The sequence below is a fragment of the Actinotalea ferrariae CF5-4 genome, from assembly GCF_000603945.1.
In the GTDB taxonomy this organism is placed as follows: domain Bacteria; phylum Actinomycetota; class Actinomycetes; order Actinomycetales; family Cellulomonadaceae; genus Actinotalea; species Actinotalea ferrariae.
Genome location: NZ_AXCW01000022.1, coordinates 1 through 16,217 on the forward strand (window position 1 = coordinate 1; position 16,217 = coordinate 16,217).

Here is a 16,217-nt window from a genome sequence, read left to right on the forward strand (position 1 = left end):
GATCCGGGCGAGCGTAGCCGCCCTCAGTGCGGCACGGCCGCGCGCTGCGCCTACCGACGCCGTCGTTCCCGCTGGTCTACACAGCGTCCACCCGCCGGCCCTGTCGGAGACGAGCAAGCCAGCGCGTCAGTGATCGGATTCGCGAGATGTCCCGGAACGTCATATAGGTTGCGATCGAGCCTATGCCTGCACTGAGCGCCAGGTAACCGAGCAGGTCGGGGAGTCGCGGTGCGGAGTACAGAAGGACGTACGCCATCGACAACCCGGCGGCGGCAAGACCCGCGGTGGTCGCGCCCGCCTTCGCCGACCCTCTTGAAACACGGAGAGCAATCCAGATCGCAACCGCCAGCGTCACGCCGACCCCAGCAAGGACCGGACTGATGAAAAGGAGAAGAGCGAGGGAGTCCGAGACGAACCTTCCCGGACCACCGACCGCACTCCAGTCTTGACTCGGCTGAAAGAGCGCGAATCCGACCACGAGCAGAGCGACCGACACCACGGATCCTGCGACGACGCGCACAATCCAGCGGGAGCAGAGAGCCAGCCCGGCCCGCCATCCATGCGCGCCGCCGGGACTGGCGGTCGAGCGCTCAGGCGTCGTCTGGTCCTCCCTGCGCGGCGGCATGAAGCCAGAGTAGGGCTGTGCCCACAGGTGCACGCCTAGCAGCACGCTCATCGGCATGAGCGCGCGGGTCGCGGCACGATCTCTCGGACCTCGATCGCCCCGGGCGTGGTTGGGAGACGCCGCCCCCCGGGTCGTGGACGTGGGTCGTGGCCCTTGCCGTCCGCGTAGCCTGTACCCGGGCGGCAGGCACCGAGTTCTCCCGATCGTTCTGTCTCGGGTTGTTTCAGTGAATGTCTGCTTGTCCCGGGCCTCTAGCTCAATTGGCAGAGCTGCGGACTTTTAATCCGTAGGTTGTGGGTTCGAGCCCCACGGGGCCCACTGGTCCCCGCCGGCCGGGTCGACGGGGCGCAGCTCGCGCGCCTGGCGGACGAGCTCGTCCGCCGTCGAGCCGAACAGCGGGGCGACCGTCTCCAGCTCGTCCAGCGTCCACGGCGAGGTGCCCGCCCGCTTGCGGGAGACGGACTGCTGCGTGATGCCCAGTACGCCGGCCAGGCGGGCCTGCGTCACCTCGTACCGCGCCATCTCCCCGCGGACGACGGCCGCGACGCGCTCGTGCAGCGGCCGGCTCGCGATGGGGACAAGCGCCCGGATCTGTGTGCTCATGAGCCCAAGATACGCGCCCAGCGCGTAGCGCACAAGGCGTCCGACGGGGTGAACACGCCGAGTGCACATCACACGCTTGCAACTCCACACCTTGTAGGTGTACACATTGCCTCATGGCAACACACACGGAGAGTGTGCAGCACTCGGCAAAGGTGACACCGTCGACCGACGTCGCCGCGAACATCCGCGCTGAGATGGCCCGCAAGCGGATCACGCAGGCGACCATCGCCGAGGCCCTCGGCAAGACGCAGCAGTCCGTCTCCCTGCGTGTCAACGGCCGCGTGCCCATCACGGTCGACGACCTCCACACGATCGCCCTCGTCCTCGACGTGCCAGTCGCGGACCTCCTGGGCGCTCCGGCGCGTGCTGAGGCGGCATCGTGACCGCGGGCGACATCGCCGCGATCGTCATCCGCGTCAAGGCTCCGACGGTCGCGGACGTCCCGAGTGGCCGCGGGCGACTTGCGCTCACCGCGACGGTGCTCCTCGTTGCCGCTCTTGCACTTCCTGGTTCGCCAGCGACTGTGCGGCCTGCAGCCGGCGCGACAGCCCTGGTCCTCGCGTTCGGATGCGTGCTCCTCGAGCACCACCGGGCCCGACGGCTGGCGGGACTCGCCACCGATCTCGCAGACGCTGCCACCACCGTGCTGGCCCACGCGGAAGCTTCCGCTCCAGGTCTCGGTCTCTCGCCACGCGCAGCCGATCTCCGATCGGCGCAAGAGGCAACCACCGGGCGTACAGCCATCGGCGGTCGTGACGGGGGGACTCGATGATGTACAGCCACACGTCCCCGGGGTCGTCCGCTCGGATCACGAGCCGTTGCACGTCGCACGCGCCGAACCACTGCCGAGGCCGGCGCTCTTCATCCAGCACCCACTCGGCGCCGACGAGCAACGGCGGCGCGAGCAGGTACGCGGTACCGGGCCCGTACTGCACCAGCTCGCAGAAGTACTCCCGCCGCCCCTCCTCGTCATCCCGGTGGCCGTACCGCTGGAACGCCCACTCCACCTCCGGCCACCGCCTGCGTTCGAGGACGAACGCGTGGACGACGAACCCGAGCGTGATCAGGCTGGCGGCGAGGGACAACAGGTCCATGCGTCGGACCGTAGCGGGCGGCGCGTCGTGACTCCCACCCCGCGCGACCTCGCGCGCCTCATCTCCCCCGCGGCCGCCTCCCCCTCGGCCGCGGGGGCCCAGACCACCGGCACGGCGCAGGTCCCCCCCTGCCCTGACGCCGTGCCGGTGCCGGCCCCGGCCGGGGACACGACGCCCCCCTCGTCGTCGTCCCCGGCCGGCCCCTTCCTCGAGCGGATCTTCGCTCGCAGCTACGGCGCCGACCGCTCCGCCGACGAGCCGGCACAGCGCCGCGCCCGCGCCCGCGACGAGCTGCTCCGCGAGGCCGAGCACCTCCAGCGCTCGGTGAGCCTCACCCGCGGCCGGGACCGCGACGTCGACCTCGCCCTGGAGTACGTCGACCGCGCCGTCGGCGACCTCCTGTCCGCCGTCACCACCTACCAGCGCGCGCTCGCGGACGTCGTCGTCCCCGCGCCGCGCCACCGCGGCCGCGGCCGCACCCACTGACCGGCCGGGCCTCCCACCCCCTGGGGAGGCCCGGCCCCCGCTCCAGCCTCACCACGTTCTTCGACGAACTGGAAGGACCCACCCGATGCCCACCACCACCGCCCCGCGCTCGCGGCTTGAGCGCCTGGCCGACCGCCACCCGCTGGCCCTCGGCGTCGCCCTCCTCACGGCCCCGCTGTGGTCCGTGTTCGTCCTGGGCGGTGACGTCCGGTGAGCAGCCACCCCCACGCCCAGATGCGCCTGACCGCCGACGGTGTCGAGCCCGCGATCTACGCGTGCGCCGTCTGCCAGCCCGAGCTCCTGTGGCGAAAGGACCAGCACCTGTGCGTCCTGTGCGGCAAGCCGTCGTGCGACGGGCGGCACCGGGTGCCCACGCTGCAGGTCGTCCAGATGGTCGGCCCGGAGACCAAGCCGGCCGCTGAGCCGTCGTGGTGGGCCGAGGAGCGCGAGGCCGCGCACCAGCGCGCCGGCGGCCTGCGGTGGCTGCTGGTGGTCGTGCTCGCCCTCGTCGTGCTGACGTTCGCGTCCCTCATCGCCGCGACGATCGCCGCTGCCCCCGCGTCCGCACTGCCCGCGGCCCACACCCCCCGCGGTGCGGGCGCCGTCGTCGGCGAGCTCGTCGCCTGGATCGCGTTGGCGGGTGGCTTCGTGCTCGCCGGCGTGGCGATGGCACGCCGGGACCGGGAGCGTCGCCGGTGAGCGCCGACCTGACGCCCGTCGAGGCGTTCCTGTCGATCGCCGCGGCGGACACCCGCGCGGAGATGCACGCCGCGCGCCTGGCGCTGATCAGCTCCGGCGCCGGGATGCTCAAGGGCCTCGACACGACCGACCTGGTGTCCGGTGACGGGACGGCCGGGCGGTCCCTGCTCGGCGGGACCGGTAACCCGCTGCACGACCACCTGTCTCAGCGCGCGGCGCGCCTGCAGGTCCGCCTGTTCGCCCGGCTCGCCCGCACGACCGTCAGCACCGACCGCGCCGGCCACCCGGTCGCGTTCGCGGTGCGGGACGAGACGGGTGGTGCGTCGTGACCGACCTGCCCGACATCACCGACGCCGTCGACGCCGCGGCCCGCGGGCACTTCGACGCGATGCAGGCCCAGCGCAAGGACGCCGGCCGCCTGGACGTGCACGGCCGCCCGTTCACCTTCGACGCGCTGACGCCGATCGACCAGCACGCCCTGCGGTCCTTCGTCGCGCCGCTCGTGGCAGCGGCCGCCCCGGCGATCCTGGCCGCCGAGCGCAACCGTGTCGGTGCGCACCTGGACCGGCTCGCGGAGGACGTGCGCCTGTCGCGTTCGGTCGGCGAGCTCACCCCGGGCGTCGCTGCGGCGTCCGTCGCGACGCTCGAGCGCGTCGCGGAGTGCGTCGCGGTGCGGCCGGGTGCGGAGTTCACCGTGAACGACGTCCGCGAGGAGCTCGACGACGCGGAGATCCCGGACCGGGCCCGCGGTGGCCTGTTCGCGAAGGCCGTGAAGGCGGGGCTGATCCGCCCGGTCGTGCTGGACGTCGACGGCGAGCGGGTCCCCAAGACGCGGGCGTCGACCGGCGCGACCGCGAACGCTGCCCGCGTGCGGGTGTACCTGCGCCTGGGTGGCCCGCCGTGAGGCGCGGCGTGGGGGTCGGGGGCCGCCGGGAGACGACCTGCGACCAGTGCGGTCGCCCGATCGTCCTGGTGATGGTCATCCCGACCCGGCTCCGCACCGGCCGGCCCCGCTCCTACATCCCCCTGGAGCCCACGTTCGACCCGGCCGGGCCCCTGGAGGCCTCGCACGCCCTGTCCGCGGGCCGCACGACCTGCCACCCGATCACCACCGATCACCCGCTCGAGCAGCACGAGCACCCCGCGCTCACGCACTTCGCGGTGTGCCCGGCTCGGACCCGGCCGTCGACGGCCATGGAAGGACGACCAGCATGACCACCACCAAGGACAAGCCGACCCGGGCCCGACGCGCAGTGCCGGCGGTCGACGCTGCACCGTCCGGGACGGGCGCCGGTCTGGACGCGCTGACCCGGCAGCCCGCGACCGACTTCGTGATGCTCGCCCTCGACGAGGTCCACCCGCACCCGGCGAACCCGCGCCGCGACGTCGGGGACCTGACCGAGCTGGCCGACTCGATCCGCGCGCACGGGATCCGGCAGAACCTCCTGGTCGTCCCGAACCCGGACGGCGACGGGTACCGCCTGGTCATCGGGCACCGCCGCGCGGCCGCGGCCCGGGAGGCCGACCTGACGCACGTGCCCGCCGCGATCGACCAGGACCTGGACGAGGCCGGGCAGCGCGAGCTCATGCTCCTGGAGAACATTCAGCGCACCGACCTGACCCCGGTGGAGGAGGCCGACGGGTACCAGGGGCTCCTGGACCTCGGGGTGAAGCCGGAGCAGATCGCCGAGCGCACCGGCCGGTCCGTCACCACCGTCCGCACCCGCCTGCGCCTGGCCGCGATGCCCGAGCCCGCCCGCGCCGCGGTCCACGAGCACCGCGCGACCCTGGAGGACGCCGCCACCGCGGAGGAGTTCGCCGGCGAGCCCGAGCACGACGCGATCCTCGCCGCCCTCGGCACCCCCGACTTCGCCTACACGGTCCGCAACGCCCGCCAGGCGCAGGAGCTGCGGCAGGTGTTCGCGCCCTACACCGAGCGGCTCCTCGCCGCCGGCGCGACCGAGCGCACCCAGTACGGGGCCCCGGAGGGCACCGTCCGCGCGTGCGAGACCTCCCGCATGCTCCACGGCGGCAACGACACCGGCGACTGGGGCGTCTCCGTCAAGCGCCTTGAGGAGGTCCTCGCCGACGCCACCAGCGGGTGGGCGTTCTGCCAGTCCTACGGGTCCCTCACCGTGTACCGGCCCCACACCCTGGAGGAGGCGGAGCGCGCCGCCGGGGCCGAGGCCCGCCAGGCCGAGCGGGAAGCGCAGTGGGAGGCCGAGCGCGCCGCCCGGGCGGAGGCCCAGCGCCGCGAGGCCGAGCAGCGCGCCGCCGTCGAGGAGGTCGCCACCACCTCGGCCGCGACCCGCCGGGACTTCCTCCTGCCCCTGATCCACGACCGCAAGCTCACCGCCGCCCACACCACCGCCGTCGTCGACTTCGTCGCGACGGACCTCATCACGAACCTGTGGCTCGACGACTGGTGGTACGGCCAGGACGGCGACGACGTCGCGACGTGGCTGCGCGTCGACGCCGACGCCGTCAACGCCCAGGCCGAGGACGACGAGCTCGACGCCGGCGACGCCCTGGACCAGGCCGTCCGCGCCGCGGCCGCCGAGCTGCCGACCGCGAACCGGCTCCTCGCCGCCATCGCGTGCGCCGTCGAGGCCGAGCTCGGCGCCGCCCCGCACCACTGGATCCGCCGCGACCGCCGCCTCACCACCTGGTACGCCCTCCTCGAGCGGCTCGGCTACCCCGTCTCCACCCCCGAGCGCACCGCGCTCGCGGGCGACCCAGGGGCGGTGGCGGCATGAGCACCGTCATCGCGCAGGTCGCGATCGAGCGCCTGCACCCGCACCACTCGAACATCCGCCGGGACCTCGGCGACCTGACCGAGCTGGCGGCGTCGATCCGCGCGCACGGCCTCCTCCAGCCGCTGGTGGTCACCCCGCTGACCGGCAAGCGCGACGGGTACGAGGTCCTCGACGGGAACCGGCGGCTCGCCGCGGCGAAGATCGCCGGCGCCCGCGCCCTCCCGTGCCTCGCGGCCCGCCCGGGCGACGAGGAGCACCAGGTGACGGTGATGCTGGCCGCGGCCCTGCACAAGCAGTTGTCCCCGCTGGACCTCGCGAACGCGTTCAAGGCGCTGCGCAACCGGCAGATGTCGGTCGCGGACATCGCCCGCCGTACCGGCTACTCCACCACGACGGTGTCCTCCCGGCTGCTCCTGCTGACCCTCCCGCCGGAGGCGCAGGACCGGATCCGGCACAAGGAGATCACCGTCGCCGACGCCGAGCGCATGGCCCGAGACCTGCGCGACAAGGCCACCGGCTCCGCGATCATCGGCCCCAAGGGCACGTGGTTCGGACCCAAGCACCCGCTCGCGATGGCCGTCGTCGAGCGGTGCGAGCACATCGAGACCCGCCGCATGGTCGGCGGCGCCGGGTGCGGACAGTGCTGGGAAGAGGTCATCCGCGCCCACGAGCGGCAGGCCGCGGCTGGCGGCACCGAGGCGGTGGCGTCGTGACGGTCCTGGAGGTCCCCCGCGGCATGGTCCGCGCCGCCCTGTCCGCTGTCGTCCCGCACGCCGGGAAGGAGAGCGACGACACCCCGCACCTGGGCCGGGTCCGGTTCTACCCGACCGCCGGGGATCTGCTGATCTGGGCGACGGATCACGTCACCACCGGCCTGGCACGCCTCGACGGCCCCGAGTACCTCGCGCCCGAGCTGACCGGGTGGGACATGCCCGCCGCGGCGGTGAAGAAGGTCCTCGCGGTGTTCCAGGGCCCGTCCAACCCCGACGCCCGGTCGATGTGGAACGACGAGCTCATGCGCGTCGAGGTCCGCCCCGAGCGGGTCACCTTCACCGAGGTCGGGCAGATCGTCGACGGCCAGTCCCTCACCGTCGCCCGCATCGTCCCCGCCGGCGACGACCGGTACCCCGACGTCCCGCGCATGCTCGTCGACGCGCTCGAGCACGCCACCACCCGGCCCGGGGGGACCGCCCGCGCGAACCTCACCGCCCTGGCCCGGTTCACGGCCGCGGCCAAGGCCTTCAACGGTGACGCGTCCCTCGCCCACCTCATCCCCCTCCTGGACGGCGACCACCTCCTGCTCCGCCTGGGCCACCGGTTCACCGGCCTGTGCCCCACGTGGCCCGCCGACGCCGAGCGCGAAGGCCTCGCCCGAGCCCAGGCCGCCGTCCGCGAGACCTCCACCTGGTGGACCGCCCTCCTCGAGCCCCACCAGCGGCCCGTCCCGGTCGTCGTCCCGGAGGCCGTCATGGACGACCTGCGCGACCAGGCCACCGAGGCACTCCGCGACGGCGCGACGAAGGTCACCCTCCACGTCGTCCGCGACGGAGGCGACCGGTGACACACCACTCCCCCGGCTACTGCAAGCGGTACCGGCTCGATGTCGCCCGCGGCATCGACCGCTCCCCACGCCCGATCACCGACGTCCGCCCCCACGTGGTCGCGCTCATGGCCGCCGGCGGCTCCGCCCGCGCGATCGGCGAGGCCGCGAGCTGCTCCCCGACGACGGTCCGGCAGATCGCCGCCGGGCAGACCAGCAGCGTCAAGCGCCCGCTCGCCGCCCGACTCCTGCGGGTCCGGGTCCAGGACCTCCTGAACCGGGACCGTCCCCGCGACCGGCTCCCCGCGACCGGCGCCGTCCGCCGCGTGCAGGCGCTCCTGGCGCTGGGCCACTCCCACGCCACGATCACGGCCGCGATGCCCGGCCCGCACCAGTCCCTCGACGTCATGGGGACACGACAGCGGTGGGTGTTCCGCGACATGCACCACGCGGTCGTCGCCGCCTACGAGCGGCTCTCGATGACCCCGGGCAGGTCCCGGATCACCAGGACCCGGGCGCTCGCGAAGGGCTACGTCCCGCCCCTGGCGTGGGACGACGACACGATCGACGACCCCACCGTCGCCCCCTACCGCCCCACGCCCGACGAGCCGCTCGTCGACGTCGACGTGGACCACGCCGCGCTCGCCCGCGCACTCGCTGGCGACCTCCCGCGCCGCCTCACCCCCACCGAGCGCGCCGTCGTCGTGCGCGAGCTCACCATCCGCGGCGTGCCCGCCGCCACCATCGCCGACCGCCTCGGCGTCACCGAACGCACGGTCGAACGGGACCGCCGCACCACCACGACCAGCTGGAGCACCGCATCATGACCACCGACAACCGCTACGAGCGGCAGCACGCCGCCGCCCTCTCCCACCTCCCCAGCGTCGAGCGAGCCCGCGCCGCCGGCCTCGCCCCGACCCAGCGGATCGCCATCGCCCAGGCCCACGCGACCCTCGCGCTCGCGGCCGCGTGGGCGACCGAGCCCGTGACGCTGCGGGAGTACACCGAGCCGATCGGCCTGGTCCCGTCCGAGGACCGCGCGCCCGGCCAGCTGCTGCGGGAGCCGGCGCAGGCGCCCAGCCCCGTGCTGGCGGTCCTGAACGACGTCGTCGCGGAGTACGCACGGGCGAAGGCCAAGCACGGGGAGATGACCCTCGACGGGCCCGCCGCCTCCGACGTGCTCCGCCTCGCGGCGCTCGTCGAGGAGGTCGGGGAGGTCGGCACCGCGATGTCCTATGACCGGGGCTCGACGTCGAACCTCTACGCCGAGCTCGTGCAGGTCGCGACCGTCGCGATCACCTGGGCCGCGTACCTCCTGCCCGAGGACATCGACGAGCCGTGACCGCCCCGCGCTGCGCGTCCTCCTGCCCGCTCGTCGAGCGCCTGGTCATCGACCACGGCCGCGCGACGGGCCGGGACGAGCGACTCGTGCGCCTGGCCTACGGCATCGGCGTCGACGACGCCCGGCTCGCGGACCTGATCCGGGCACTCCTCGCCGAGATGCCCACGACCGCAGACCCGCGCGGGTGGCTCACCGCCCGCCTCCACGACCTGGACCAGGAGACGACGTGACGGCCCTCAGCTGCCGGTACGGGTGCCCCGGCCCGGCCCGCCTGTACCTCGCCGGGCGCCTGTGCCCCGACCACGCCCCGGCGCCCCAGCCGGACCCGCCCGCAGGCACCACCCTCGCCGACCGCCGCCGTCACGCGTTCCGGCCGCCGGCGACCACGGTCCTCGACGACCGGGCGATCGCCTCCGGCAAGCGCCGCTCCACCCCGACCACGTACCGCGCAGCACGAGCAGCAGAGGAGACCCGCCGTGGCTGACCCCACCCCCAGCGACCACCCCGTGGTGACCGCGATGCTGAGCCTCGCCGACCACTTCGACGGCGTCCACATCCAGCACGGCAACGGCGTGACCGAGGACGTCGCCGGCTCGATCCGCGCGACCCTCACCGCCGCGACGGCCATCGCCCAGGCGCCGCGCGCCACCGGCGGCATCATCCCGACCGGCCCCACCAGCCACGTGCCCACGTGGGTCGGCGCCGGCACCTGCCACGCGGGCCACCGCATGATCCGGTTCGCCGACCGGAACGCCGCCGAGCACGTCATCCCCCTCGGCGCCGCTCCCGCCGTACAGCGGGCGATCGCCGACTGCCTCCTCCCGCCCCTCCACGACGAGGAGGCACGCCGTGCGTGAGACCCCATCCCCCGCGGCCGCCCCACCCGCGCCCGGGCACCGGATCCGCCTGTCCCGCAAGAAGGGCTGGCGCCTGCCCGCGGGCGCCGTGAAGGTCGACCGCTCCACCGTCCTCGGGAACCCGTTCGTCGCCGGCCAGCCCAACCCCCTCGGCTGGGGCACCGTCCGCGACGCCGAGCACGCCGTCTGGCTCTACCGGACGTGGCTGACCCTCCCCTCCCGCGCCGTCCTCTTCGACCACCAGCGACACCGCGCGACCCTCGACAAGCTCCCCGCGCTCGCGGGCAAGGATCTCGCCTGCTGGTGCACCGCCGGCAGCCCGTGCCACGCCGACGTCCTGCTCGAGCTCGCGGCCCGCCGCCACGTCGAGGACTGGGCCGCGGCCCTCCAGCACTCCGCCGTGCCTGTCACCACCCTCGAGCTGCAGCTCGCGTTCGGGCAGTACGCCCACGCCCGCGGCCTCCAGCCCACCGACGTCGAGCAGTACGCCAACCGCAGCCTGCTCAACCTCCTCACCGCCGAGCGGGAAAGCAGGGCCGCACGATGACCGCAACCCGCTGCCGGTGCATCCTCGACGGCCTGACCGTCTCCGTCCCGGACCCCGACTGCCAGGTCCAGGCGCACTCCCCCCAGCGGCAGGAGGTGACGCACGCGAGCCCGGCTCCCGGGTCCGGCGTCATGTCGTGCTGCGGCCGCCCGCCGTTCGAGTTGCCGCGCTCCGACCGGCTCAGCGTCGACGGGGAGCGCGTGACCTGCCAGCGCGAGGGCAGCCTGCCCACGCGGGGCGAGCTCGTGCAGGCGCTCGCGGCTGTAGACGGGAACCAGCGCTCCCTCCCGCTGATCCTGGACCGCCTGTATGGGCCCCTGGCCGACGGCGTCCTCGCCCTGCTCGCACGGGCGCCCAGCACGCTCGACGGGGCGACCGTGCCCGGCCCGGAGAACTCGTGGCCCTCGACACCCGGGGAGTTCGCGGCCCGGTGGAACGCCAAGGACGAGGACGCCCGGGCCCAGTGGGTCCACGGGATCGTCGCCGCTTCCGAGGCGGCGCACCGATGCTTCGCCATGAACCACAACGGCGACCGTGCGGAGGTGCGGTGGCTGCGAGCCGTGGTCGAGGCCGTGCGGGTCCAGGCCGACGAGTGGGAGGCCCGGTCGCGGCGTGGCGACCGCACGAAGATCGCACCCGGCATGGCCGCGAACGCGCTCCGCGCCGCCCTGGTCGACTTCGTAGCGGAGGCGGACCGTGGCTGACGGCGGCGTGCACACGGCCGAGGTGTGGCAGCGCGACGGCCGGTCGGTCGTCGTCGAGGCCACCAGCGGTGTCGTCATGGTCTCGATCGACCTCATGCGGCAGATGCTCACCGACCTCGGCTACGCCACCCAGGAGCAGCCATGAGCGCCGCCCACCACCCCGTCCGCGGTGCCCTGAGCCTCGCTGCCCGGCTCGCCGCGCTCGCCACGCCCGCGGTCGTCCTGCCGGCCCTCATGCTCGGCGGCCGCCGCACCACCCTCGCCAACGCCGCCGTGACCTACGCCGTCGTCCGGATGCTCTCCCGCGACGGGCGACGGGCATGAGCACCGCGACCGCCGACTTCGCGCACACCCGCCACGCCGAGACCAACCGGCAGCGCAAGGCCAACGCGCTCGCGGCCGCCGCGGCGAACCTCGGCCTGCAGCCCTACGAGCTCAAGGTGATCGGCTCCACCGCCGTCGAGGCCGAGCAGCGCCGCCGCGTCCGCCGCACCGCCGGTCTCGACAGGGACCCGTCCGTCGAGACGTGGATGCTCGCCCTCGGCTACCTCGAGGCCCGCGCCGCCGGCCTGCCGGGCGCCCGCCAGTGCACCGCCTGCGGAGCGTTCGTCCTGCAGGTCGTCACCGAGCACGACCAGCGCCTCCTGATCGACCCCTACCCCCACGCGACCGGGACCGTCTGGCCCGTCGCCGCGCCCGCCGGTAGGCGCTCCGGAAAGAGCGCCCGCGTCCTCGCCGGCCACGACGAGCGCCCCGACGACCAGCCCCTGTACCGCCAGCACACCGCCTCCTGCCCCGCCGCCCCACCCCGACCCCGCTCGCGCTCGCGGGCGGCGCTGTGCGGGGAGTGCGGGCTGCCCCTGGACCAGGTCCTCGCCGAGCGCGACCCGACCTACACGACCCACCCCAAGTGCGACCCCCGAGAGGAGGTGAGACCCCCGTGACCACGACCGAGCGTTGCGGCTCCTGCGGTGGCCCGATCAACCCGCAGACCGGCGAGTGCAGGTGCTCGCGGTAACCCACGACAGGAGAGGACCCAGACCCCGTGGCCTGGATCAAGGTGAGCGACACCGCCGCGATGTACCCGGCGCTGCTGGCGGTGGCCGAGCACGACGACGCGGACGAGCGGTCCGTCGACGAGGTGTTCGGCTGGTGGTGCCGCCTGGCGATCCTGTCCGCGCAGCACTGGACGGACTACGTCGTGACGTTCGCCGTCGTGCTCCAGGTCTCCGGCACCCGCGCCCGGGCGGACCGGCTGATCGGCATGGCGCAGTTCGCCGGGCTCCTGTCGCCCGTGGACCTCGAGGGGCGGCGCGCGGTGAAGCTGCTCGACGACCCCGAGTTCGTCCACCTCAAGACCGCCGAGGAGAAAGCCTGGGAGGACCAGCGCAAGGCCGACAACGGCAACCCCGCGATCACGGTGCTCGTCCGGCACCGCGACGGTGACGCGTGCCGCTACTGCGGCAAGGTCGTCCGGTTCACGGCCCGTCGGGGCAAGCTCGCCGGGACCTACGATCACCGCCCGCCCGGGCAGCCGGCCGACGCCGAGCGGTCCGTCGTGGCGTGCTCGGAGTGCAACGCCCGCCGCGGCAACGCACCCCTGGAGGTCGCCGACGCGACCCTCCCGCTCCTGCCGGCCCCGGAGCACCCGTACTACCACCGCACCACCCGCAAGTGGCTCCACGCCTACGGCGCCCTGCTCGCCGAGCACGGCCTCACCCCGCCCCCCATCCAGACTGAGGAGATCAAGGACCTTCGCGTCGGCACCCAGCTGCAGCAGCCGGACCCCGCACCCGCCGGCGGTGTGCGACCCGTGACGGACCCCGCACCCGCCAAGGACGTGCGACCCGCCCCGGACCCCGCACCCGCCCAGGACGTGCGACCCGTGACGCAGCGACCCGCGGACTCCGCACCCGCCAAGGACGTGCGACCCGCCCCCGCCGACGCCCCGCAGCGCCACCCCGGCGACCGACCACCCCGGTCGGCCCGTCGCCGTGGGGAGCGCGCTCCGGCAGATCCGGTCAAGTCCGGACAGGTCCGAGGTATCCAGCGGACAGAAACACCGGGACGGGACGGGACGGGTCGGGACGGGCCTGGTCTGGAAGGGACGGGTAGGGCAGGGACGGCGGCCGCGCCGCCCGGCCCGCCTCCCCCGTCCCGTTCTCGTCGTCGTCGTCGTGGCCGCCGCTCCCCCCGCTCCCAAGGAGAGTCATGACCAGCCCGCCCCTCGCCCGCCAGACCTGCCACCTGCCCTGGTGCCGGGAGACCGTCCCCCCGGGGATGCTCGTCTGCGGTCACTGCACCGACGCCCTCGCGCTGCGGCTCCTGATGCTGCCGACCCTGGTGCTCGCGCTGGAGGAGGCCCACCGCAAGGCGCTCCGGTTCTCCGTCGGCCGGCCCGGTCGGCTCCACGGCCGTCCCGGTGAGGACTTCGAGGAGGAGTCGCCGGTCCCGTTCGACCCCCGGGCCTCGGAGGTGCTCGAGCAGCTCGTCGCCGCGCTGACGCAGTGGGCCGACCTCATCGCTGGGGAGCGCACCCTGTTCCGGCCCCTCAACACCGCGGCGGCGCTGGGCCCGTGGCTCGCGCGGCAGGTGTCGTGGATGCGGTCGTGGCCGGCGGGGCCCGAGGCGGTGCAGCGGATGACCGCGGCGATCGGCGCGGCCGAGAGGATCGTCGACCGTCCGCCGGACCTGCGGTACGCCGGCCCCTGCGGAACGACGGTCACCGACGACGACGGCCTGGCGGCGGAGTGCCGTGAGGACGTGTACGCCCAGCCGGGCCAGCCGGTCGGTGTGTGCCGGGGCTGCGGTGCACGGTGGCCGATGGCCGAGCGGCGGTCGTGGCTGCTGTCGAAGGTGGAGGACATGCTCCTGCCGGCGACGGAGCTGGCCCGGGCGATCGACGGCCTGGGCGTCTACGTCACCCCGTCGATGATCCGGAACTGGCGTGACCGCGGGCTCCTGGTCGCCCACGGCTCGCGGCACGTCCGGATCCAGGACGGCCGCCACCGCGAGGTCCCGCTCTACCGGGTCGGCGACGTGCTGGACAAGGTGAACGCGGATCGCGTCCGACGCGAGAGCAGGACCCAGCACCGTGCCGGCGCCTGAGCCGCGCCGCGGCCACGGGCCCACGCCGTGGCACTGCCGCTGCCACCCGGACCACCCGCACCCGGTGCCGTCCCTGGCCGCCGACTGCGAGGACCGCACCGAGAGGACGACGTCATGAGCCCGCTGCTGCCTCCCCCCGATCCCGATCGCCACGAGTGCCCCCTGCCGCTCGTGCAGCGCACCTACAAGATCCCGGCAGACGACGACGGCGACGCAGTAGTCGTGTGGAGCAATCGGACCCCGCCGGATGCTGGGTCGACCTGGGACTGCCCGGAGTGCGGCCGGGTCTGGGTCAGCCGGCTGGTGGAGGGGCGAGGCCAGCGGCGGTACGGCGAGGGCTACTCGCCCTCCTTCCTCGAGTGGCAGCGCGCCAGCCTGTGGCGGGCGCACCAGCACCGCTCTCGGACGCGCACCTCTGCTCCAAAGGACCGGCGACCCTAGCCCTCCCAGGGTGCTGGATGCTATCTTCCCTACAGTCGGCCAGCAGTAGGTGAGAGAGATCCACCTCGCTGGCCGTTGTGCTGCCCGGGGTCGGTTGGGAGAGGCCCGCCCGGGGTTGCAGGCCGTCCCGCGATGACGCGGGTGCTGGGGTCCGGCGGCTCAGTCCTTCGAGCGTCGAACCGCCGAGCGGCCCGGCGGCGCCGGCCCCCGAACGATCGTCCCCGTCGTCGTCCTGGAACCGCCCGCGCAACCGTGCCGACTCGATCGGCCTGACGGGGCGACGCTCTCCGACGTCGACGGGAGACCAGCGTGCCGTGCATCTCTTGCGGTCGACCGGGCGCCCGCCGTCGGTGCACCAGCTGCACCCGGGCGCAGGACCGGGCCCGAGGCACCACGGCACAGCGCGGCTACGGAGCCGAGCACCAGCGCACCCGCGCGGCGTGGCAGGAGCGGATCGACGGTGGCGAGGACGTGCGCTGTGCCCGCTGCGGAAAGCCCATTCGCCCCGGTGATGAATGGGACCTCGGCCATGCCGATGATCGCCTTTCCCATCACGGTCCAGAGCATTCTCGCGAATGCAACCGCGCGGCAGGCGGGCGCGCGGCACATGGCGTCTGACCTGCGGTGACACCACCCCGGGGGCGGGTCGAAAGTCCATAAGGAATGGCACCCCATGACCCGCGCCCAGGCGTCTGCGCACACGCTCAGAACTCCGATCAGATCACCATTGCGAGGTCACCAGCGCTTTTCGGGAGGGGCCGCCGATCATGGGCCGACCGCCGAAGCCGCTGGAGCAGCGTGAGCGCAACGGCCGCGCGCCGGGCCGGGACTCCGGCGGCCGGCCGCTGCCCGACGTCGTCGTCGAGCTCCCCCAGGCCGCCGGCGTGCCGGACGCGCCGGGCACCCTGCACACCGCCGAGCGCGCCGCCGAGTGCCCCTTCCTGGCCGCGGACGACGACGCCGACGTTGGCGGGTGCGACCTGTGCGAGCAGGAGCTCGCGCTCGCGGCCTGGCGGTCGCTGTGGACGAACGGGCACTCGTGGCTGTCGCTGCAGCGTGACGGGCGGATCCTCGAGCGGCTGTGCCGGGCGTATGACGAGGAGGCACACCTGCAGCGCGCGCTCCACGAGGACGGCCCCTGGGTCTCCGGTCAGCGCGGCGGTCTGGTCGCACACCCCGCGGTGACGATGCTGCGGGTCCTGCAGGACCGGATCACGAAGTGGGAGGGACTCTGTGGCTTCAACCCCTCCGACGGCGGTCGCCTCGGCGTCAAGGTCGGCAAGGTCGGGGAGAAGTCCACGCTCGAGCAGCTCCTCGAGCGGCGCGCGAGCGGGCGGCGCGCGGCGGGGTCGGGTAGCGCCCCGCGTCGGGCGCAGCGTCCTGCCGCCAAGAAGCGGGCTGCCGCGGGCGACTGA

The 16,217-nt window shown here is 74.3% G+C and carries 27 protein-coding genes and 1 tRNA gene; 25 read left to right on the forward strand and 3 right to left on the reverse strand.

Annotation, left to right across the window (positions count from 1 at the left end):
* Positions 1 to 76: 76 nt before the first annotated feature.
* The gene (locus N866_RS03415) at positions 77 to 676 is read right to left on the reverse strand and encodes a hypothetical protein (RefSeq protein ID WP_155855183.1); all 600 of its coding nucleotides are present in this window, start codon (positions 674 to 676) and stop codon (positions 77 to 79) included.
* A gap of 194 nt (positions 677 to 870) precedes the next feature.
* Here N866_RS03415 and N866_RS03420 point away from each other — a divergent pair.
* A tRNA-Lys gene (locus N866_RS03420) sits at positions 871 to 943 on the forward strand.
* On the opposite strand, the gene N866_RS22755 is transcribed toward N866_RS03420, so the two are convergent.
* Positions 905 to 1,297, reverse strand: coding sequence for a helix-turn-helix domain-containing protein (locus N866_RS22755; protein WP_081802281.1), 393 nt, complete (start codon positions 1,295 to 1,297; stop codon positions 905 to 907). The genes N866_RS03420 and N866_RS22755 overlap by 39 nt on opposite strands.
* 83 nt (positions 1,298 to 1,380) lie before the next feature.
* Here N866_RS22755 and N866_RS03430 point away from each other — a divergent pair, with 83 nt between their 5' ends.
* Positions 1,381 to 1,611 (forward strand): helix-turn-helix domain-containing protein, encoded by a 231-nt coding sequence (locus N866_RS03430; RefSeq protein ID WP_034222630.1) that lies wholly within the window; start codon positions 1,381 to 1,383, stop codon positions 1,609 to 1,611.
* Positions 1,612 to 1,695: 84 nt separating this feature from the next.
* On the opposite strand, the gene N866_RS03435 is transcribed toward N866_RS03430, so the two are convergent.
* Positions 1,696 to 2,322, reverse strand: coding sequence for a hypothetical protein (locus N866_RS03435; protein WP_034222633.1), 627 nt, complete (start codon positions 2,320 to 2,322; stop codon positions 1,696 to 1,698).
* A 27-nt stretch (positions 2,323 to 2,349) separates the two neighbouring features.
* Between N866_RS03435 and N866_RS03440 the strand changes: the two genes are divergently transcribed.
* The 23 genes from N866_RS03440 to N866_RS19710 all read left to right on the forward strand — a co-directional run bounded on the left by N866_RS03440 (position 2,350) and on the right by N866_RS19710 (position 16,217).
* Positions 2,350 to 2,808 carry a hypothetical protein gene (locus N866_RS03440; RefSeq protein ID WP_034222637.1) on the forward strand — a complete coding sequence of 153 codons (459 nt, stop codon included), beginning with the start codon at positions 2,350 to 2,352 and terminating at the stop codon, positions 2,806 to 2,808.
* Positions 2,809 to 2,893: 85 nt separating this feature from the next.
* Entirely contained in the window at positions 2,894 to 3,022 is a 129-nt protein-coding gene (locus N866_RS22560) for a hypothetical protein (RefSeq protein ID WP_281173178.1), read from the forward strand.
* Positions 3,019 to 3,507, forward strand: a complete 489-nt coding sequence (locus N866_RS03445) for a hypothetical protein (protein ID WP_034222638.1) — start codon at positions 3,019 to 3,021, stop codon at positions 3,505 to 3,507. Before N866_RS22560 ends, N866_RS03445 begins: the two co-directional genes overlap by 4 nt.
* Positions 3,504 to 3,836 carry a hypothetical protein gene (locus tag N866_RS03450; RefSeq protein ID WP_034222640.1) on the forward strand — a complete coding sequence of 111 codons (333 nt, stop codon included), beginning with the start codon at positions 3,504 to 3,506 and terminating at the stop codon, positions 3,834 to 3,836. Before N866_RS03445 ends, N866_RS03450 begins: the two co-directional genes overlap by 4 nt.
* Positions 3,833 to 4,411: a hypothetical protein gene (locus N866_RS03455; protein ID WP_034222642.1), complete on the forward strand. Its 579-nt coding sequence runs from the start codon at positions 3,833 to 3,835 to the stop codon at positions 4,409 to 4,411. The genes N866_RS03450 and N866_RS03455 overlap by 4 nt, the downstream gene beginning before the upstream one ends.
* A gap of 71 nt (positions 4,412 to 4,482) precedes the next feature.
* Positions 4,483 to 4,722: a hypothetical protein gene (locus N866_RS03460; RefSeq protein WP_155855184.1), complete on the forward strand. Its 240-nt coding sequence runs from the start codon at positions 4,483 to 4,485 to the stop codon at positions 4,720 to 4,722.
* A complete protein-coding gene (locus tag N866_RS19705; RefSeq protein ID WP_052022333.1) occupies positions 4,719 to 6,263 on the forward strand; it encodes a ParB/RepB/Spo0J family partition protein in 1,545 nt (514 codons plus the stop codon). Before N866_RS03460 ends, N866_RS19705 begins: the two co-directional genes overlap by 4 nt.
* On the forward strand, positions 6,260 to 6,976 hold the full coding sequence (locus N866_RS03470; RefSeq protein WP_034222647.1) for a ParB/RepB/Spo0J family partition protein: 717 nt from the start codon (positions 6,260 to 6,262) through the stop codon (positions 6,974 to 6,976). The genes N866_RS19705 and N866_RS03470 overlap by 4 nt, the downstream gene beginning before the upstream one ends.
* Complete coding sequence (locus tag N866_RS03475) at positions 6,973 to 7,824, forward strand: hypothetical protein (protein WP_034222650.1); 852 nt, start codon at positions 6,973 to 6,975, stop codon at positions 7,822 to 7,824. Before N866_RS03470 ends, N866_RS03475 begins: the two co-directional genes overlap by 4 nt.
* Entirely contained in the window at positions 7,821 to 8,630 is an 810-nt protein-coding gene (locus tag N866_RS03480; RefSeq protein WP_034222654.1) for a hypothetical protein, read from the forward strand. Before N866_RS03475 ends, N866_RS03480 begins: the two co-directional genes overlap by 4 nt.
* On the forward strand, positions 8,627 to 9,145 hold the full coding sequence (locus N866_RS03485; protein WP_034222657.1) for a nucleoside triphosphate pyrophosphohydrolase family protein: 519 nt from the start codon (positions 8,627 to 8,629) through the stop codon (positions 9,143 to 9,145). The genes N866_RS03480 and N866_RS03485 overlap by 4 nt, the downstream gene beginning before the upstream one ends.
* Positions 9,142 to 9,375, forward strand: a complete 234-nt coding sequence (locus N866_RS03490) for a hypothetical protein (RefSeq protein WP_034222668.1) — start codon at positions 9,142 to 9,144, stop codon at positions 9,373 to 9,375. Before N866_RS03485 ends, N866_RS03490 begins: the two co-directional genes overlap by 4 nt.
* Positions 9,372 to 9,629, forward strand: a complete 258-nt coding sequence (locus N866_RS03495) for a hypothetical protein (protein WP_034222670.1) — start codon at positions 9,372 to 9,374, stop codon at positions 9,627 to 9,629. The genes N866_RS03490 and N866_RS03495 overlap by 4 nt, the downstream gene beginning before the upstream one ends.
* Positions 9,622 to 10,002 (forward strand): hypothetical protein, encoded by a 381-nt coding sequence (locus tag N866_RS03500; RefSeq protein WP_034222673.1) that lies wholly within the window; start codon positions 9,622 to 9,624, stop codon positions 10,000 to 10,002. Before N866_RS03495 ends, N866_RS03500 begins: the two co-directional genes overlap by 8 nt.
* A complete protein-coding gene (locus N866_RS20270) occupies positions 9,995 to 10,549 on the forward strand; it encodes a DUF4326 domain-containing protein (RefSeq protein WP_081802278.1) in 555 nt (184 codons plus the stop codon). The genes N866_RS03500 and N866_RS20270 overlap by 8 nt, the downstream gene beginning before the upstream one ends.
* Positions 10,546 to 11,253 carry a hypothetical protein gene (locus N866_RS03510; protein WP_034222676.1) on the forward strand — a complete coding sequence of 236 codons (708 nt, stop codon included), beginning with the start codon at positions 10,546 to 10,548 and terminating at the stop codon, positions 11,251 to 11,253. The genes N866_RS20270 and N866_RS03510 overlap by 4 nt, the downstream gene beginning before the upstream one ends.
* Positions 11,246 to 11,398, forward strand: a complete 153-nt coding sequence (locus tag N866_RS20780) for a hypothetical protein (RefSeq protein WP_155855185.1) — start codon at positions 11,246 to 11,248, stop codon at positions 11,396 to 11,398. The genes N866_RS03510 and N866_RS20780 overlap by 8 nt, the downstream gene beginning before the upstream one ends.
* Positions 11,395 to 11,577, forward strand: a complete 183-nt coding sequence (locus N866_RS03515) for a hypothetical protein (RefSeq protein WP_034222678.1) — start codon at positions 11,395 to 11,397, stop codon at positions 11,575 to 11,577. The genes N866_RS20780 and N866_RS03515 overlap by 4 nt, the downstream gene beginning before the upstream one ends.
* A complete protein-coding gene (locus tag N866_RS03520) occupies positions 11,574 to 12,197 on the forward strand; it encodes a hypothetical protein (RefSeq protein WP_034222681.1) in 624 nt (207 codons plus the stop codon). Before N866_RS03515 ends, N866_RS03520 begins: the two co-directional genes overlap by 4 nt.
* Before the next feature lie 101 nt (positions 12,198 to 12,298).
* Complete coding sequence (locus tag N866_RS03525) at positions 12,299 to 13,468, forward strand: hypothetical protein (RefSeq protein WP_034222684.1); 1,170 nt, start codon at positions 12,299 to 12,301, stop codon at positions 13,466 to 13,468.
* On the forward strand, positions 13,465 to 14,361 hold the full coding sequence (locus tag N866_RS03530; RefSeq protein WP_034222688.1) for a hypothetical protein: 897 nt from the start codon (positions 13,465 to 13,467) through the stop codon (positions 14,359 to 14,361). The genes N866_RS03525 and N866_RS03530 overlap by 4 nt, the downstream gene beginning before the upstream one ends.
* A gap of 114 nt (positions 14,362 to 14,475) precedes the next feature.
* Positions 14,476 to 14,802 carry a hypothetical protein gene (locus N866_RS03535; RefSeq protein WP_034222690.1) on the forward strand — a complete coding sequence of 109 codons (327 nt, stop codon included), beginning with the start codon at positions 14,476 to 14,478 and terminating at the stop codon, positions 14,800 to 14,802.
* A gap of 767 nt (positions 14,803 to 15,569) precedes the next feature.
* The gene (locus N866_RS19710) at positions 15,570 to 16,217 is read left to right on the forward strand and encodes a P27 family phage terminase small subunit (RefSeq protein WP_052022334.1); all 648 of its coding nucleotides are present in this window, start codon (positions 15,570 to 15,572) and stop codon (positions 16,215 to 16,217) included.

Coding starts and splice junctions, on each gene's coding strand:
- N866_RS03470 (WP_034222647.1), top strand. CDS start 6,260: ATGAGCACCGTCATCGCGCAGGTCGCGATCGAGCGCCTGCACCCGCAC.
- N866_RS03460 (WP_155855184.1), top strand. CDS start 4,483: ATGGTCATCCCGACCCGGCTCCGCACCGGCCGGCCCCGCTCCTACATC.
- N866_RS03535 (WP_034222690.1), top strand. CDS start 14,476: ATGAGCCCGCTGCTGCCTCCCCCCGATCCCGATCGCCACGAGTGCCCC.
- N866_RS03515 (WP_034222678.1), top strand. CDS start 11,395: ATGAGCGCCGCCCACCACCCCGTCCGCGGTGCCCTGAGCCTCGCTGCC.
- N866_RS22755 (WP_081802281.1), bottom strand. CDS start 1,297: ATGTGCACTCGGCGTGTTCACCCCGTCGGACGCCTTGTGCGCTACGCG.
- N866_RS03530 (WP_034222688.1), top strand. CDS start 13,465: ATGACCAGCCCGCCCCTCGCCCGCCAGACCTGCCACCTGCCCTGGTGC.
- N866_RS03435 (WP_034222633.1), bottom strand. CDS start 2,322: ATGGACCTGTTGTCCCTCGCCGCCAGCCTGATCACGCTCGGGTTCGTC.
- N866_RS19710 (WP_052022334.1), top strand. CDS start 15,570: ATGGGCCGACCGCCGAAGCCGCTGGAGCAGCGTGAGCGCAACGGCCGC.
- N866_RS03485 (WP_034222657.1), top strand. CDS start 8,627: ATGACCACCGACAACCGCTACGAGCGGCAGCACGCCGCCGCCCTCTCC.
- N866_RS03415 (WP_155855183.1), bottom strand. CDS start 676: ATGAGCGTGCTGCTAGGCGTGCACCTGTGGGCACAGCCCTACTCTGGC.
- N866_RS22560 (WP_281173178.1), top strand. CDS start 2,894: ATGCCCACCACCACCGCCCCGCGCTCGCGGCTTGAGCGCCTGGCCGAC.
- N866_RS03510 (WP_034222676.1), top strand. CDS start 10,546: ATGACCGCAACCCGCTGCCGGTGCATCCTCGACGGCCTGACCGTCTCC.
- N866_RS19705 (WP_052022333.1), top strand. CDS start 4,719: ATGACCACCACCAAGGACAAGCCGACCCGGGCCCGACGCGCAGTGCCG.
- N866_RS03520 (WP_034222681.1), top strand. CDS start 11,574: ATGAGCACCGCGACCGCCGACTTCGCGCACACCCGCCACGCCGAGACC.